Origin of the sequence: Methanohalophilus sp. WG1-DM (assembly GCF_004104135.1) — an archaeon.
Classification (GTDB): domain Archaea; phylum Halobacteriota; class Methanosarcinia; order Methanosarcinales; family Methanosarcinaceae; genus Methanohalophilus; species Methanohalophilus euhalobius.
Genome location: NZ_RRBA01000001.1, coordinates 208,044 through 222,661, shown reverse-complemented (window position 1 = coordinate 222,661; position 14,618 = coordinate 208,044). Strand labels below are relative to the sequence as shown.

19 protein-coding genes are annotated in these 14,618 nt (G+C 41.0%); 12 read left to right on the top strand and 7 right to left on the bottom strand.

The window, feature by feature from the left end; all coding sequences use genetic code 11:
* Positions 1–60: 60 nt before the first annotated feature.
* Together arsM and CI957_RS01145 are read left to right on the top strand one after the other, a co-directional pair.
* A complete protein-coding gene (arsM, locus tag CI957_RS01150; protein ID WP_277749675.1) occupies positions 61–1,107 on the top strand; it encodes an arsenite methyltransferase in 1,047 nt (348 codons plus the stop codon).
* Positions 1,108–1,440: 333 nt separating this feature from the next.
* Entirely contained in the window at positions 1,441–1,818 is a 378-nt protein-coding gene (locus CI957_RS01145) for a hypothetical protein (protein WP_096711432.1), read from the top strand.
* Between the two features lie 217 nt (positions 1,819–2,035).
* Here the strand turns inward: CI957_RS01145 and CI957_RS01140 are convergent, their stop codons facing one another.
* Together CI957_RS01140 and CI957_RS01135 are read right to left on the bottom strand one after the other, a co-directional pair.
* Positions 2,036–2,368, bottom strand: a complete 333-nt coding sequence (locus CI957_RS01140; RefSeq protein ID WP_096711433.1) for a DUF3467 domain-containing protein — start codon at positions 2,366–2,368, stop codon at positions 2,036–2,038.
* A 9-nt stretch (positions 2,369–2,377) separates the two neighbouring features.
* Complete coding sequence (locus tag CI957_RS01135; RefSeq protein WP_096711434.1) at positions 2,378–2,872, bottom strand: winged helix-turn-helix domain-containing protein; 495 nt, start codon at positions 2,870–2,872, stop codon at positions 2,378–2,380.
* A 110-nt stretch (positions 2,873–2,982) separates the two neighbouring features.
* On the opposite strand from CI957_RS01135, the gene CI957_RS01130 reads away from it, so the two are divergent.
* The 4 genes from CI957_RS01130 (at position 2,983) to CI957_RS01110 (ending at position 4,568) form a co-directional block, all read left to right on the top strand.
* On the top strand, positions 2,983–3,303 hold the full coding sequence (locus tag CI957_RS01130; RefSeq protein ID WP_128754049.1) for a hypothetical protein: 321 nt from the start codon (positions 2,983–2,985) through the stop codon (positions 3,301–3,303).
* A 66-nt stretch (positions 3,304–3,369) separates the two neighbouring features.
* On the top strand, positions 3,370–3,756 hold the full coding sequence (locus CI957_RS01125; protein ID WP_096711436.1) for a hypothetical protein: 387 nt from the start codon (positions 3,370–3,372) through the stop codon (positions 3,754–3,756).
* An 18-nt stretch (positions 3,757–3,774) separates the two neighbouring features.
* Positions 3,775–4,095, top strand: a complete 321-nt coding sequence (locus CI957_RS01120; RefSeq protein ID WP_128754109.1) for a minor capsid protein — start codon at positions 3,775–3,777, stop codon at positions 4,093–4,095.
* Positions 4,096–4,388: 293 nt separating this feature from the next.
* Positions 4,389–4,568, top strand: coding sequence for a hypothetical protein (locus tag CI957_RS01110; protein ID WP_128754048.1), 180 nt, complete (start codon positions 4,389–4,391; stop codon positions 4,566–4,568).
* Positions 4,569–4,583: 15 nt separating this feature from the next.
* On the opposite strand, the gene CI957_RS01105 is transcribed toward CI957_RS01110, so the two are convergent.
* Both CI957_RS01105 and CI957_RS01100 read right to left on the bottom strand, forming a co-directional pair.
* The gene (locus CI957_RS01105) at positions 4,584–4,766 is read right to left on the bottom strand and encodes a hypothetical protein (protein WP_128754047.1); all 183 of its coding nucleotides are present in this window, start codon (positions 4,764–4,766) and stop codon (positions 4,584–4,586) included.
* A 448-nt stretch (positions 4,767–5,214) separates the two neighbouring features.
* Positions 5,215–6,114 (bottom strand): hypothetical protein, encoded by a 900-nt coding sequence (locus CI957_RS01100; protein ID WP_128754046.1) that lies wholly within the window; start codon positions 6,112–6,114, stop codon positions 5,215–5,217.
* Between the two features lie 370 nt (positions 6,115–6,484).
* Here CI957_RS01100 and CI957_RS01095 point away from each other — a divergent pair, with 370 nt between their 5' ends.
* The 6 genes from CI957_RS01095 (at position 6,485) to CI957_RS01075 (ending at position 8,113) form a co-directional block, all read left to right on the top strand.
* On the top strand, positions 6,485–6,784 hold the full coding sequence (locus CI957_RS01095; RefSeq protein WP_128754045.1) for a nucleotidyltransferase family protein: 300 nt from the start codon (positions 6,485–6,487) through the stop codon (positions 6,782–6,784).
* Positions 6,777–6,965, top strand: a complete 189-nt coding sequence (locus CI957_RS11020) for a DUF86 domain-containing protein (protein ID WP_277749674.1) — start codon at positions 6,777–6,779, stop codon at positions 6,963–6,965. Before CI957_RS01095 ends, CI957_RS11020 begins: the two co-directional genes overlap by 8 nt.
* Positions 6,937–7,134, top strand: a complete 198-nt coding sequence (locus CI957_RS01090) for a DUF86 domain-containing protein (protein ID WP_277749673.1) — start codon at positions 6,937–6,939, stop codon at positions 7,132–7,134. The genes CI957_RS11020 and CI957_RS01090 overlap by 29 nt, the downstream gene beginning before the upstream one ends.
* A gap of 108 nt (positions 7,135–7,242) precedes the next feature.
* Positions 7,243–7,428: a hypothetical protein gene (locus CI957_RS01085; protein ID WP_128754044.1), complete on the top strand. Its 186-nt coding sequence runs from the start codon at positions 7,243–7,245 to the stop codon at positions 7,426–7,428.
* A 214-nt stretch (positions 7,429–7,642) separates the two neighbouring features.
* Positions 7,643–7,858 carry a hypothetical protein gene (locus CI957_RS01080; protein WP_128754043.1) on the top strand — a complete coding sequence of 72 codons (216 nt, stop codon included), beginning with the start codon at positions 7,643–7,645 and terminating at the stop codon, positions 7,856–7,858.
* A gap of 6 nt (positions 7,859–7,864) precedes the next feature.
* Positions 7,865–8,113, top strand: a complete 249-nt coding sequence (locus tag CI957_RS01075) for a hypothetical protein (RefSeq protein ID WP_128754042.1) — start codon at positions 7,865–7,867, stop codon at positions 8,111–8,113.
* 70 nt (positions 8,114–8,183) lie between these two features.
* On the opposite strand, the gene CI957_RS01070 is transcribed toward CI957_RS01075, so the two are convergent.
* From CI957_RS01070 to CI957_RS01060, 3 genes are read right to left on the bottom strand one after another with little or no spacing between them, the layout of a single operon-like run.
* Positions 8,184–11,177, bottom strand: a complete 2,994-nt coding sequence (locus tag CI957_RS01070) for a type I restriction endonuclease subunit R (protein ID WP_128754041.1) — start codon at positions 11,175–11,177, stop codon at positions 8,184–8,186.
* Positions 11,170–12,429 (bottom strand): restriction endonuclease subunit S, encoded by a 1,260-nt coding sequence (locus CI957_RS01065; RefSeq protein WP_128754040.1) that lies wholly within the window; start codon positions 12,427–12,429, stop codon positions 11,170–11,172. Before CI957_RS01065 ends, CI957_RS01070 begins: the two co-directional genes overlap by 8 nt.
* The gene (locus CI957_RS01060; RefSeq protein ID WP_128754039.1) at positions 12,426–14,468 is read right to left on the bottom strand and encodes a class I SAM-dependent DNA methyltransferase; all 2,043 of its coding nucleotides are present in this window, start codon (positions 14,466–14,468) and stop codon (positions 12,426–12,428) included. Before CI957_RS01060 ends, CI957_RS01065 begins: the two co-directional genes overlap by 4 nt.
* Positions 14,469–14,618: the final 150 nt, after the last annotated feature.

Genomic DNA, 14,618 nt, shown 5'->3' with positions numbered 1-14,618 from the left:
TCGTTTTCCAAGAACTGCTTGCAAAAGATATATATGCATAAATGCACATATATACAACTAATGCTTCATGAAAAGGCTAAATTCTTCAAAGCATTGGGTGACCAAACGCGTCTTGCAATAATAGGATGCCTGTTAAAACATGATCATTGTGCATGTGATTTTGCAGCAATTACGGGCAAAGATCAAACCACTGTATCCCGCCATCTCAAGATACTTTGTGAAGCGGGAATCCTGAAGTACGAAAAAGAGGGTAGATACGTAATTTACAGCATAATGGATGATAATATGAAAGACAAACTTGAAAATTGCGGAATTGAAAAATTTGATTCATGTTGTCCTGATAATGCAGCAGATGCAGTTTCTAAGAAAGAAGTTGTAAAGGATAAATACGGAAAAATTGCATTGGATGTTGTACAGGGATGTGGATGCTGCGGGGATCTCACAAAGGAAGAAATATCAACATCCATTGGCTATTCATCTGAAGATATACAATCATTATCTGCAGCGAATCTGGGGCTTGGATGTGGAAATCCTACGGCAATCGGTGAGATTAAAGAAGGCGATATCGTTCTTGATCTTGGTTCAGGCGGAGGATTTGATAGTTTTATCGCTGCAAGGAAAGTGGGCAAGACCGGAAAAGTCATTGGCGTGGATATGACAGAAGATATGATTGCAAAAGCAAGAAAGAATGCTGAAAAATATGAATTCGATAATGTCGAGTTCAAGCAGGGGGATATCGAGTCTCTACCTGTTGAAACGGGGTCGATTGATGTCATTATAAGCAACTGTGTGATCAATCTCGCACCTGACAAATCCAAAGTATTCAGGGAAGCATACCGTGTTCTCAAAAATGATGGGAGGATGTATGTTTCAGATATTGTTCTTCTGAATGACCTGACCCCCGAGCAGAGGAATGATGAAGATCTTATATGTGCCTGTATAGGTGGTGCATTGCTTAAAAATGATTATCTGGGAATGATAAAAGATGCTGGATTCAATGTCGAGATAATGGATCAAGACAAAGAGATTGGTGAAAATCAGTACTCAGGCTACCCTGTTATGAGTCTCAAACTAAAGGCTTTCAAAGCAGATGCGGGCCTGGATTGATTGCGAGATTCTGATGTGACTTGTTTTAGCGAAATTGAATGCCTCAATTAAATGCACTCTTCGGGTGTTGTATTTTGAGGTATATATTAATTTTATTTGGAATCTGATCGAAAGGGATGATCCAGGGGAATTAAGGCAGAAGATCCTTGATATTTCCTATGTTGAGTAGAAAAAATTGGGGTTCTCAAAGGGTACTCTACATGATTTGAAACGTGGAATCAGGATATACTCGGTGTCGAGCAGGCACAGGCCATTATTGATGACTGGCTGGAAGAACACCGGTATCTTTCGGAGAACGAGGATATCGCTGCAGTCGGGCTTGATATCAAGACATTGGATGCAAACGGCAGTCTCGATGTGCAGGCTTTCAAGAGATCCCTGGAAGCAGAGATTCAGGTCGGTTTGTTCCAGACACCATTTTCCATGGGGGATACTAAAGGATCCACCTATGCTGCAGGATATGTTTCTGAGGCTGACCGGATGGTTGTACTGGAAGGCCTGCAGCACAGTATCCGGAATATTGTGCAGCAGTTCATTGATATGAGGTTGCAAAAGAAAGGCTGGCCTGGAGGTAGTGTATGGGTGGAATTTGAGGAACTTTCGAGACCAAAGATGACCGCTGCAGAAGTACTTGAGTGGTACAATTCTGGTGTCCTGAGCAGGGAGCAGTTGCTTGAATGGGGTGGGTTCCCACAGGGTGGAGTACGTTAATAAAGTCTCTGTAGAAAATCTGTCCTCTACTCTTTATAGTAACATGATCTTGTGTACTATCATTTGATTGAAGACCAAGTGGCTTCCTGTCCCATATCTCTTCTTAATGAAAACAAGTCTCCAAACTCAACGTTCACCGATGGATTATGGATGAGTTTCAGAGATTTTATTATATACACATTTAAATTTGAATTAAATAAAAAATTAAAAATAGGAATTACTGGCTCCCTACTCGATCTCTTTCTTCGCTTACTTCAATTTCTCCATGTTCATTTTCATAGATAGAGATTTGCTTTTCCAAATCTTGAAGAAGCTTTTTGGCTGCCTGTGCTGTCAATATAACCATGTGGTCACTGTGATATACCCAGCCATTCTTGGTTTTGAATTTTTCATTTAACAACTCAATTCTGAAATCTGAGTCTGTCATAGAAACTATAAGGTTTGTAGCGTAAGTCCTACCAAATATAGGAGTGCGGTTGATGCTTACTGTTTCTTTTTGTTCCTCATTTTCTTCTTGGTTTACTATACCTACTTTTTCATTTTTGGTCATTATTATCACTCACGCTGAAACTGCAAATTTACTCATGTCCTCTGAATACATTGATGAAAATGGTATAGTAGGCCACTCACGTTCTTCTTTATTCCAGAATTTTTTAGTATCTTCAACCACATGCATTGATGTATCTTCTGAATAATAAAAGCAATTTATTTCTTCATATACAATTGGACCAACGTCTTGTTTAATGTTATTCAAAATTTCATTATATTCCCCATCTTGTTCAGCAATGAAAAAACTGTTTGCAAAAACAGATCCAATTAACCCTTTGATGATTTTATTATCTTTTAATTGATAATAGTTGACATTTCCTTTTGTTTCTTTTATTTCCAAAATTCCATTGTAAATTAAAAATGGAATTTTGTGATTGATGGTAGTTCTTGAAAGACCTGTGCACTCACTTATTTCAGATTGATTATAATTAATGTCACCATTTCCTGATAAAAAATCAATGATTTTAATCTCGGAAGTTTTTCCTAAAAAGTCTTCCAATGCCATTTCATTTCCTCCTATTCAACCCATATTATGGATTATACTTAAAACTGTTGGTTTACTGTCCAATCAGTTTAACACTAACTTTATTATACATTATTATCATTTATCAAATGATGTCTCCAAATGACGAATATATGGAACGCGAATTTTCCCAATACGAATTACGCATTCTTTATAATATGTGTCGTCAAGGAACCTGGTGCGATAAACACCTTAATATCAATAAAATCACAAACGGTATTCCAAAACACGATTTAGATAAAGCTAAATATGCTGCAAAAGAACTAAAAAACATAGGGTTAATAGCAGCTCAAAAAAAACAAGGTCGTGAAGATTATTGTATGCCAAAGCCAAACAGAGAAATAATAATTGATATATTAAAAAAGTATGAGGAAGATTGGGGCTTTATTCAATATTTAGATTTCATCAAATGATTACTCTGTATTTCACTCATTTTTGCCATAAATACCATATACTACTGCCATTCCTCTGGAACTTATATGGTATCATCTCTGATGCGGTCTATTGAGATAAAACAACTAGAACAGCGCATTATATCTCTTTTTGACAGAACTTTCAACAAGGCTGCGAATGTCAGTACACTGGATTATCGGGACGAATTGCTACGGAACACACGAAGGTGGTTCCAATCAAAAACCTTTGAAATCCAGTTCGATCTCCTGCTGACTGAAATAATAAGACTCGCACTGTCACATGCCGATGCGAACCTGCAGGAGGCACAGGTTGCTGCCTCTATTCCCCATATAAGCAAATCTGCAGCCGATAAACCATATCCCCTGACAGCCGAAGCGGTCCGGCTCTCCACCGATCTGACTGGTAAAGTCGCAAAAAGCATTATTGCTATGCTGGACAATGAGGAGATCTAATACAGGAATTCCAACCAACTGGCCAACAACATCAAGAAATACTGGATAAACGAACCCTTTCCTACAGTCAGGTTTGCCAGGACATTTACAGCAGATGTAGCATTTAATTCGGAATTATACAGGTATTCTAAGCGTGGCGTGCAGGTTGAGTTCTTTGCAGAGATCGATGACCGGACTTCACCACAGTGCAGGGCCCTGCATGGCACGGTTTTCGATGCCAATTCTGGTGAAGCAAGCAGAATGAGACTGCCGCTGTATCACAACTGCCGCAGTGATCTGTTGCCTGTGCCTGTCAGTAGTTCTGTTGATACGGACAGAAACCTATGCGCTAAGGCTTAAGCCTACAGTGGCTAGGAAGATTACAGAGGAAGTTAATCAATGGTTAAATAAACGTGCTAAATACAGGGATAAACAGCATACATGGAGTGCTATATTGCTCCTGAAGACAAGAGAAATGGCTCAATACCTTGTTGGCAAACGCAAAACTATTGATTTCGTATCTCATGTATATGAAATTGAAAGACAGGACAACATGGAAATCAGGCAGTTGTTACTTTATATTTTCTATTTTTAGTGGAAAAATTGGTTTTCTCAAAGGGTACCCTACATGATTTGAAACGTGGAACCAGGATATGCTTTGTGTCGAGCAGGCGCAGAACGTTATCGTTGACTGGCTTGAAGAACACAGGTACTTGTCGGAGAACGAGGATATCGCTGCAGTCGGGCTTGGTATCAAGACACTGGACGCAAACGGCAGTCTTGATGTGCAGGATTCCCGCAGGAAGGCGAGCAGTGATATAAGAAATAATTGAAATATTGTAACTCGATTACTGGAAATCAAAATATTTCAAATAGATAACATCTTCTAAGGAAGTATTGGCCACTATCAACTTTTTTCTTGAAACAATATCCCTGTAATCACCAGTAATAAAAAACATCTGTTCAACATTCAAGCCAACATGATGTGCGTCGATAATAATTTCAAGGTCCATAAATTCTTCTTCTGCCAAACCATCTGCTTCCAATAACCTATAAATGTCGTTATAGGGATTATCACGGGCACATACTTTACTAATTTATTTATATTCTGATAATTATCAAGACATCTTTTTTCCATGTCTCGCTGGAGATTTCTCAAATGATTTTTGGCTTCTTTTATATTTTCTACGGGGTTATTTTTAAAATACTCAATTAAGCAATCCCCGATCTGGTATCTTTTTAATACAGATGATGCTTTTTTTAAGCTGAATGATTGTTTTCTGTTAAATTCTCGGATAATGTGTTTAAATTCTTTCTTTATAGTTCCCAAGTTCTTTTTGTATATATCCCTACATTCCTGACAAACGGTATTACTTGAATATCGATCTAAGGAGCAACGCATCACATCTAGAGATTTTAGATTCCAGTTATCGGTTTCAAAAATATAACCAATTAACACATTGTTATCAAGAAAAAGATTCATCCATGCGCTTCCCCCTTATGATTTTCGTATGCGCATTTCAGTAGTTTCTTAACAGTATCTTCGTTTTTATTTGAAAATTCATAATTGTCAGAAAGAATCTCTTCCCTTAGATCTTCCAGTTCATGATAAAAAGCAGGAATTGATTGTTCATATTTTCTCTCCCATTCATCAATGATGCTTTTTTCATCAGGAATATTTTGGTGATGTATTATTCTGACACCATTTGAAAAGACATCCCAGAATTTGTCCCTTAGGTCAACAATAAGACCATATTGTTCTTCGGAAGATGTACAATCCAAAATAAGACGTACAGTGTCATCCCATTCGAGATACAAATCAAATAGTTCAGGGAAATCATCTTCAGGAAAATTGTTGAGTAAATCATCCAACAACGGTTCCAGCTGATCCTTTCTTGAACCAAATCCCCTTTCTTTACGATTCACAACATCAATATAATCCTGAAAAATAGTATTGAAATCATATGGACTGTTTATTTGATATGAATCTCTTTTGACCTTTTTACCGTAATCTGATTTGTATCCATATTGTTTCCAAAGATAACGAACTATTGAATCGATCGTTTTTTTTATATCTGCTTTAAGTCCATAATCTCTTTTTGGGTGCATGGGTGGGACGACTGTGTCGTCTAAAGTATAATATTCAGTAAATTTTCTGGGAAGAGCACTATCCAGAAATCGGGGTTCTATATAAAACCCATATTTATACCAATATCCTGGTAGTTCCATATCAATTCCTTGTTTTCTCAATCTCGTGTCAAGTAAATTCATCAATTTAGAAAAATGAGAATGATTTAAGACCGGTTTTCTATAAGTATTGAAGGCTTTTAACAGGGAATCTATACTATACTCCAATATTGGATTCGGTTTTGTTACCATCTTTCACCACAAAAAAAGTATTTCGTCTAATTGTTATCAATACTCACATGTGAGTATTGGAAGCATTTGGTATAAACCTTTTGAATTAATTTCATAATCGATTTTTGCCATAAACCCTATATTCCCCTGTCATTCATCCGCCAACACTATATGGCAACTTCCCTGCTGCAGGCAGTCGAAATCAATCAACTCGAGCAGCGTATAATATCTCTTTTTGACTGGACCTTTATCAAGGCAGCAAATATAAGATCACTGAACTACAGTTAGGATCTGCCTAATGAATTCATGGGAATGATCAGACAACACAACCAAAGCAATAATATAAAAAGACCCTCCAAAATGTGTATCAGTATCTCATAAGGGAATTAATATGATCAAAAAGGATATTATTCTGGGAAGACTTGATGAGCTGCTTTTGGAATTGAAAAAGAACTATAAAGTAAAGGAAATAGGCCTTTTTGGGTCGGTGGTGAGGAATGAATACAAAACCGGCAGCGATATTGATTTCCTTGTTGAGTTTGAGAAAGGTGCGGATCTTTTTGATCTCGCAGCTCTTGGAATTTTTCTTGAAGACGAGTTCGGGACAAAGGTAGATATCATCTCGAAACGTGCCGTAAGGGATGAATTGAAGAGCAGGATTTTTTCAGAAGTGGTTTATGTGCATGCATGAGGTGGTTTTCATGCGTGAGTACAGGTTGTTTTTAACTGACATTGTTGAAGCGATTGATGAGATCGAAGATTTCACTTCAGGGATGGACTTCACTGAATTTCTCAACGATAGGAAAACCCAGAAGGCAGTTGTGAAGAATATCGAAATCATTGGTGAAGCCGGCTACGAATGTGCCGGCTGAGATAAAGGCAAGTTATCCTGACATTCCGTGGCGGGTGATTGCCGGTATGCGGGACCGCTTAGCTCATGGTTATTTCGGAATCGATTATGTGATTGTGTGGGATGTTGTTGGCAATCGTCTGATTGGTTTAAGGGATTCTATCCAGGCAATTCTGGTTGAGATAGATTGAGCAGGAAATAACTTAACCCGTCCTACCGGGAATCAGGCGTTAATTGCTAACACTAACGGAGCAACAACCAAAAACGTCACGCTCGTAAATGCGAATATTACTGCAGACGTGGCGGTCAATAATAAGTATCATATCGATAAGTTCATCCTTGATTCGGATCTGGAGAGGAGGATTGCCGGGGAAAAGGGTTTGCTGGATTCACTTAGCATTTCCCGAACACCTGCAAGGGGGAACATCGATGACATAATCAGGAAATATGAATCACAAATACGTGATATGCCATATGAAAACTGATATGCTTTCTCATCAAATGGCAATGTTCTGTTTAGAAAGTCAGGAAGTAAGAGTGCGATTACAATTACAATGGAAGAAAGCAAAAAACTAAAAGGATCCGTTTTCACGCACAATCACCCGGACAGCAGTTCATTTTCCCCCGCAGATATCCTTACTGCCTGCAATCTGGAGATGAAGGAAATCAGGATAACAGCGACAAAAAAACTCCTACACCATGAAAATGAAAGATGGTTCCAACTTTGAAAGTAAGATGTGGAATGAAAAAATAGAGAAATCTATGAAATACCATAATCGCAATGTTAGAAAAGAGTTTGAAAACAAAATCTTCTCAGGTGAACTTTCTACAGATGATGCTAATTTAATGCATTGGCATGAAGTCTGGTCCCGGGTCGTAAAGGATATACCCCAGTTAGAATATATCAGGAGATAAGAACAAATGATTGATATGGTAAACGCAGAAGGAGATATCGTAATCGACGACAGTACCGATTCAGAAATAATCTATAGTCCTGTCTGTATACACTGCAAACATCTCCGTAAGTCGCAGTTGAATCCCAACGGGACCCATCATAATACATGTGATGCTTTTCCTGAAGGAATTCCCGATGAGATCTGGAGAGGGGACAATGACCATCGTGCTTCGTATCCTGGAGATCATGGGATCCGGTTTGAGAAAAAAGAATGATTGAAGATTTCAACAATATTTCTTATACATGCTCAAATGGCACAATTCAAGTGAACAAGATTTACAGAATTCAGGCAGTATCCTCTTCAGTAATTGCCCGATAGACGTTGTTGAATAACTTCTCCTTGATAATCTCGGCAAATTCTTCCTCATTCTTGATCTTGGAGAACAGTTCAAAATTCACATCGATCAACTTGTTCAATTCTTCTCCAAAAATCTCGTTATATATAAGTTTGACATCCTTCTTTTCGTTCACTTCAGAAGATGAAGCCTGACGCATCCGCTGGTTTGCGATCATGTTGGATTGCATGTTTCCCAGTACCTGGGCAACCTTGTCCTCGTCTGTCAGCATCTCTGCACCACTGGCTTCATTGATCTCTTTCACAATCTCCGAAAGCGGTGTCATCTCATCCTCTGGATTCATGATTGCTCCTGGCTCGGGTACAGGTTCCAGGTTTCCTTCGTCATCTGACAGATATATTTGTCCATTGCTGGTCTCCTGCAATCTGAACGAACTCATCTTGACCTTGTCGGTGACCTCCTTTGGCAGACGGTCATATTCTATATGCAACTCTTTAATGAGGAACCTGGAGAACTGATAGAATTTCTCAAGTTCGTCATCAAAGAAGGATATTATCTGGGACAGGAAGGCATACTGGCGTACAAAAACGGTCATTTTCTTCTTGAAATCCCGCCTTTCATCTTCCTCAAGTTTTCCCCATCTCCTGATTGGCTGGTGCAGGGCTGTATAGAGATTTGCCTGTTTTCCTTTAGAAGAAAAGTACTCTGCAGCGAAGTTGTTGATATCTGTATCATCAAAAACACCGAAGTCCCGCAATTGATTCTCATAATCATAGAGTTTGTTGGGATCTGTGGCTTCAGTGAGAGTGGTTTTGACATGATATTTTTCGAAAGATTCCTTGATCTTTTCTGCCTCGTTGACAAAGTCCAGCACCATCGTATCTGATTTATCGGGATGGATACGGTTCAAGCGACTCAGTGTCTGTACTGCATCCACTCCACCGAGTTTCTTGTCCACATACATGGTGTGCAGCAGGGGTTGATCGAATCCCGTCTGGAATTTGTTGGCCACGATCATTATCCTGTATTCGTCTTCATTGAACTTCTCGGCAGTCTGAGAATCGGGGAAACCGTTCTCTCCAGATTCGGTGAATTCCTTGCCCGTGTATTTCTTGTACACATCTTCTCCTTGCACAACTCCCGAGAATGCGACCAGTACATCGAAGGGATAGCCCTTCTCTGCGATCTGCTTCTTGAATTCCAGTTCGTATCGGACTGCATTGGCTCTGGAACCTGTCACCAGCATGGCTTTTGCTTTACCGCCGATCCTGTTTATGGTATTGGTTGCAAAATGATTGAGCATAAGTTCGGTCTTCTGCCTGATAGCATACTCACTTGAGCCCACATAGTTTTTCAGGAGGGATTTGGCAGCCATCTTCTGGTACCTGGGATCGTCCTCGATGCTTTTCATCAGTTCAAAATAGGTGGTGTATGTGGTGTAGTTCTGCAGTACATCCATGATGAAGCCTTCCTCGATTGCCTGCTTCATCGAGTACAGGTGGAAGGGTTCAAAGGTACCATCTGCCTGCTCTTCCCCAAACATCTCCATGGTCTTGTTCTTGGGAGTGGCGGTGAAGGCATAGAAACTGATGTTTTTGGGCTGGAGCTTGAGATCGGTGGTGATCTCATCCATCTTTTCATTGATTGTGTCTTCCACATCCCTGACCTGCTCGTCCTCATACTCCACGGTGTCCTCGGTCACCAGCACCTTTCTGACATCTCTGGCGGTATTTCCTGTCTGGGAGGAATGGGCTTCATCGATCACCACGGCAAACCGTTTACCAGGGGTCTTGTGGAACAGTTCGATTGCAAAGGGGAATGTCTGCAGGGTTACGATTATGATCTTTTTGCCTGCTTCGATGGCTTCAGCCAGTCTTTTTGATTTGTTCCTGTCAATGGCTTCCACCGTTCCCCTGACCTGCTCATGTGCCATGATGGTGTTTCGCAGTTGTTCATCAAGTACCCGCCTGTCGGTTATCACTATAATGGAATCGAAGATGTTCTCATTGTTTTCGTCATGTAATCCAGCAAGTTTGTTGCACAGCCAGGCAATGGAATTGCTTTTCCCGCTTCCTGCACTGTGCTGGATGAGATATTTTCGACCGACACCATTGATCCTGGTATTTTCCACAAGCAGATTGACTGCACCCAGTTGGTGATAGCGAGGGAAGATCAACTGGCGGGATACATTGCCTTGTTCATCCCTTTTGTCCACTATCTGCAGGAAGTTCTGTATGATATCCAGCAACAGATCCTTGCTCCAGATCTCCTGCCAGAGGTAGGATGTATCGTAATCGTCATACATGGGTGGGTTGCCTGCACCATACTGATATCCCCTGTTGAAAGGTAGAAATACCGTAGACTCATCCTGCAGTTTGGTGGTCATGTATACCAGATGCGGATCGACTGCGAAGTGCCCGAAACACCTGCCAAACTGCAGCAGGGGTTCTGCTGGATCCCTGTTGGTCCTGTACTGTTTGATCGCATTATCCACATCCTGCCCGTTCAGGGTATTCTTGAGTTCAGCAGTTATAATGGGAATTCCGTTGATGAACAGACACAGGTCTATAGATTTATTGGGATTTTTTCTGCTGTAGTGAAGTTGACGGATTACGGAGAACCTGTTGTTCCTGTACTTTTTCTGATGGGCTTCATTGAGTGCAGTTTCGGGTTTGAAATATATCAGATCGAAATGACAGCCCGTGTCCTTCACCCCTTTCCTGAGCACATCCAGAGTACCCTGTTTCTGGAGGACCCTGGTCAGCCTGTTCAGGAATTTGTCCTTTACCCTGTCATCGCCATGCCTGTCCTTTAATTTCTGCCATTCCTCGGACTGGGTGGAGCGGATGAAATCAAAGAGCATGTCAGCATCCAGACAGAGTTCCTTATCATAGTCCAGATTTGCACGCTGGATATACTTCTGGTCCCTTACAAGCGATTCCACTATATCGGTTTCGAACTTTTCTTCGGCTGGATCAGTCACTTACAGTCCCCCTGACGTCAATCTTCCCCGTGACGGCACTGGATATGAGTGCAGTACGATATTCCTTCAGGTATTCAATGGATTGTTTCGTTTTTTCGATTAAGTTGTCAATCTGTGATGTTTCTCTGTCGAGGTAATTGGCTATGGCTTGTTGTTCTTGGAGAGGTGGCACAGGAATTTTTAGTTTTTTAATATTTTCTACAGATATCCCTGGTTGGGCAGCAGAAATTGAGTATCTATTAAGATTCATTGCCTTTAGTAACTCTCCCATCCAAAATGTTACGAATTTGGTTGTTGGATTTACGACGATTGCATGTTCAGAAACCCAACATTTACCTTTAGTATAGTTGATGTTTCCACACAAAGCCCCTTGTCTACCAATAATAACATATTCACCCTCATGCGTATATTTTGAAAAATAGCCTCTTAACCCATTACCTCCAAAGACTGGATATTCCCCATATTTTTCGAATTCAGTTGACGTAATATTTTCCCCACTTTTAAGGGATGCCATATAACTGAGTTTTTTAAAATCCCAGTGCTCGGGAATCTCCCCAATCCACTCAACTCCCGAATCCTTCATCGGCACATCTGGATCGAGTCCCTTCGTGACCGCATGGCTGATCAGTGCCGAACGCCTCTCCTCCAGCAGTTCGATGAATTGCTGTTTCTTCTCCACAAGGGCATCGATGCGGGATGTTTCACGGTCGAGGAAGGTGGATATTGATTTTTGTTCTGGGAGGGGTGGAGTTGTAACATTGATATTTTCAATATCTCCTGTAGACAAGTGCTTAACCGTTGTGAAATAAGCGAGATCGTTGATCAGTTTCAATGGGAAGGAAATCAAATAATATAAGTAATTATCATGAATTCCTTCTGTTCCATTAACGCTACAAATTCTTTGGTTTAAAAGAGCTCTCCCGCCTTCCCATTTAACGACATTAAAATCACCATCCATCCCAATTAAAATGAATCCATCATCTACATAAGCACTTTCAACATCTTCTCCATTATAATAGGTTTGTATTTTTTGTTTTAATAAATCACGTATTCTTATTATGGGTATTCCTTTTTCAGGATTAAATTTCGTTGAATCAAATGGATAACCACTATTAATTTTTATGAGATGTTTTGCCTTTGTAACATCCCAATGCTCTGGAATCTCCCCTATCCACTCTACTCCCGAATCCTTGTACTCGGTGTATGGTTCCATCCCCGAAGAGTCCATATATTTGACATGGGATGAACTCATTGCTTCATCACTTCCAATATCTCCAGGATCTCGTTTTCCAGTTTGTTGATGTCGTCCTCGATCTCCTGCAGGGGACGTGGGGGCTGGTATTCATAGAAATACTGGTTAAAATTGATCGTGTATCCGACCTTACCAATCTCTCCGTCCTTTTCATCGGTCATGGATTCATTGATCCATGCATCAGGAACGTAGGGCTGTACTTCTCTCTCGAAATACTCCTGGATGTCCTCATCCAGCGGTACATTCTCATAATCCCTCAACTGGGTATCAGCCTCGATATTGCCTTTATTGTCCCTGCAGATCTCGCCATTCTCATCCTGCTCGGACATCACTGACAGTATAGCCTTTCTTACAGGTGCTTTTATCGACACCTTTGCCCGCTTGAGAGATGACTCGAGGTCTTTGAGAAACTCATCGCGGCTCATGTATATCTTATCATGATCCATTCCTGCAAGCACGTCAATAACTAAGTCCTGCAACTTCCTGCCTGCAGCCTCTTCCCTCTCCTTCTCTGCAGTATCCTTGCGTTTTTTGCTTGTGGCAAGACTCTGGAAAGCCTTCTGCTCCTTCAACTCCTCGATACGTTCCTCGGTAACCTGGCATTTCAGACGCAGGGGTCGCTCAATTGTGATCTTGCGATAACCAAACGCAGTATTATCAAAGATCTGGGAATACTCATTTTCCTCAAACCTGGCATGCAGGCGTGTCAGGGTCTCGATCTGCTCCTGAGAGATCTCATGTCTCTTATCTCCCAGACTTTTCCGCATATTAACATAACAGGAAGTCCCGTCGATCAGCTGGACCTTGCCCTTCCTGACTTCGTCCTTACGGTTTGTGCATATCCAGACATAGGTATTGATTCCAGTATTGTAGAACAATTGGTCAGGTAATGCCACGATCGCTTCCAGCATATCATTCTCCAGAATCCAGCGTCGAATTTCACTTTCACCCGAACCTGCATCTCCCGTAAACAGCGGCGAACCATTCATGACAATTCCCATTCTGCCTCCTCCTTCCTCAAGAGGACGCATCTTTGAAATCATATGCATCAAAAACAGCATCTGACCGTCACTTGATCTGGGCAGGCCTGCACCGAACCTGCCACTGAATCCCCTGTTCGCTTCAGCCTCTACAACCTTTTTATCCTTCTTCCAGTCCTTCCCAAAGGGTGGATTGGAAAGCTGGTAGTGGAAGGTCATGTCAGCATGCTGGTCATTGGATAACGTTGACCCCAGCATAATATTCTCTGAATCCCTGCCATTACCCTTGAGCAACAGTTCTGCCTTGGCAATCGCATAGGTCTCGGGATTGACCTCCTGTCCGTACAGGTGCATATCAACATTGGGATTGATCTCCTCATGTACATAATCCCTGGATACGGTCAGCATCCCTCCAGTACCACATGCAGGATCGTAAACCGTCCGCACAGGATGATTGTGACCGATGATATCCATATCCTGATGGAATAGCAGATGCACCATCATGGTTATCACTTCTCGAGGGGTGAAATGCTCCCCAGGGTTCTCATTCATGTTCTCATTGAACCGTCTCAGCAACTCCTCGAAAATATATCCCATTTCCATATTGCTGACAGCATCGGGATGCAGGTCCACATTCCCAAACTTCTCGACAAGCATGTAGAGCAGGTTGTTCTCATCCAGGAAATCGATGTAATTGTCAATATTGAATTTGGACAGTATCTCTTTGACATTATCCGAAAATGAATCCATGTATGCCAGGAAATTTTTCTTTATATTCTTCGGATCATCAAGCAGTTTTTTCAGATCATACTGAGAAGTATTGTAGAATCGGCAGTCTGCTACATCACACAGGGCACTGTACTTGTCCTTGACCTCCCCTTCTAGTATTTTATTTCTCTCAAGTACCTTCTCCTTTGTGGGTTCAAGAACACATTCAATCCGTCTGATTACGGTAAAGGGTAAAATGAGGTCCCTGTACTTCCCTGCCTTCAGGTCGTCCCGAAGAACCTCGTCCGCCACACTCCAAATGAAATTCGCTTTTTCCTGGAAATTGCTCACATTATCACTGCTCTTCAGTATGTATTTGTTTATTATATATTTGATGATTTTAATCCGAACCTATTTCAAAACTCCTGTTAAAACTTTTTCCAGCACATTAGAAAATATGCTATGTCCAGTAGTCCTTTGAAAACAACATTTCGTCTTTCA

Coding starts and splice junctions, on each gene's coding strand:
- CI957_RS01110 (WP_128754048.1), top strand. CDS start 4,389: ATGCTTTGTGTCGAGCAGGCGCAGAACGTTATCGTTGACTGGCTTGAA.
- CI957_RS01125 (WP_096711436.1), top strand. CDS start 3,370: ATGGTATCATCTCTGATGCGGTCTATTGAGATAAAACAACTAGAACAG.
- CI957_RS11020 (WP_277749674.1), top strand. CDS start 6,777: ATGCATGAGGTGGTTTTCATGCGTGAGTACAGGTTGTTTTTAACTGAC.
- CI957_RS01135 (WP_096711434.1), bottom strand. CDS start 2,872: ATGGCATTGGAAGACTTTTTAGGAAAAACTTCCGAGATTAAAATCATT.
- CI957_RS01080 (WP_128754043.1), top strand. CDS start 7,643: ATGAAAATGAAAGATGGTTCCAACTTTGAAAGTAAGATGTGGAATGAA.
- CI957_RS01075 (WP_128754042.1), top strand. CDS start 7,865: ATGATTGATATGGTAAACGCAGAAGGAGATATCGTAATCGACGACAGT.
- CI957_RS01140 (WP_096711433.1), bottom strand. CDS start 2,368: ATGACCAAAAATGAAAAAGTAGGTATAGTAAACCAAGAAGAAAATGAG.
- CI957_RS01100 (WP_128754046.1), bottom strand. CDS start 6,114: ATGGTAACAAAACCGAATCCAATATTGGAGTATAGTATAGATTCCCTG.
- CI957_RS01130 (WP_128754049.1), top strand. CDS start 2,983: ATGTCTCCAAATGACGAATATATGGAACGCGAATTTTCCCAATACGAA.
- CI957_RS01065 (WP_128754040.1), bottom strand. CDS start 12,429: ATGAGTTCATCCCATGTCAAATATATGGACTCTTCGGGGATGGAACCA.
- arsM (WP_277749675.1), top strand. CDS start 61: ATGCTTCATGAAAAGGCTAAATTCTTCAAAGCATTGGGTGACCAAACG.
- CI957_RS01095 (WP_128754045.1), top strand. CDS start 6,485: ATGATCAAAAAGGATATTATTCTGGGAAGACTTGATGAGCTGCTTTTG.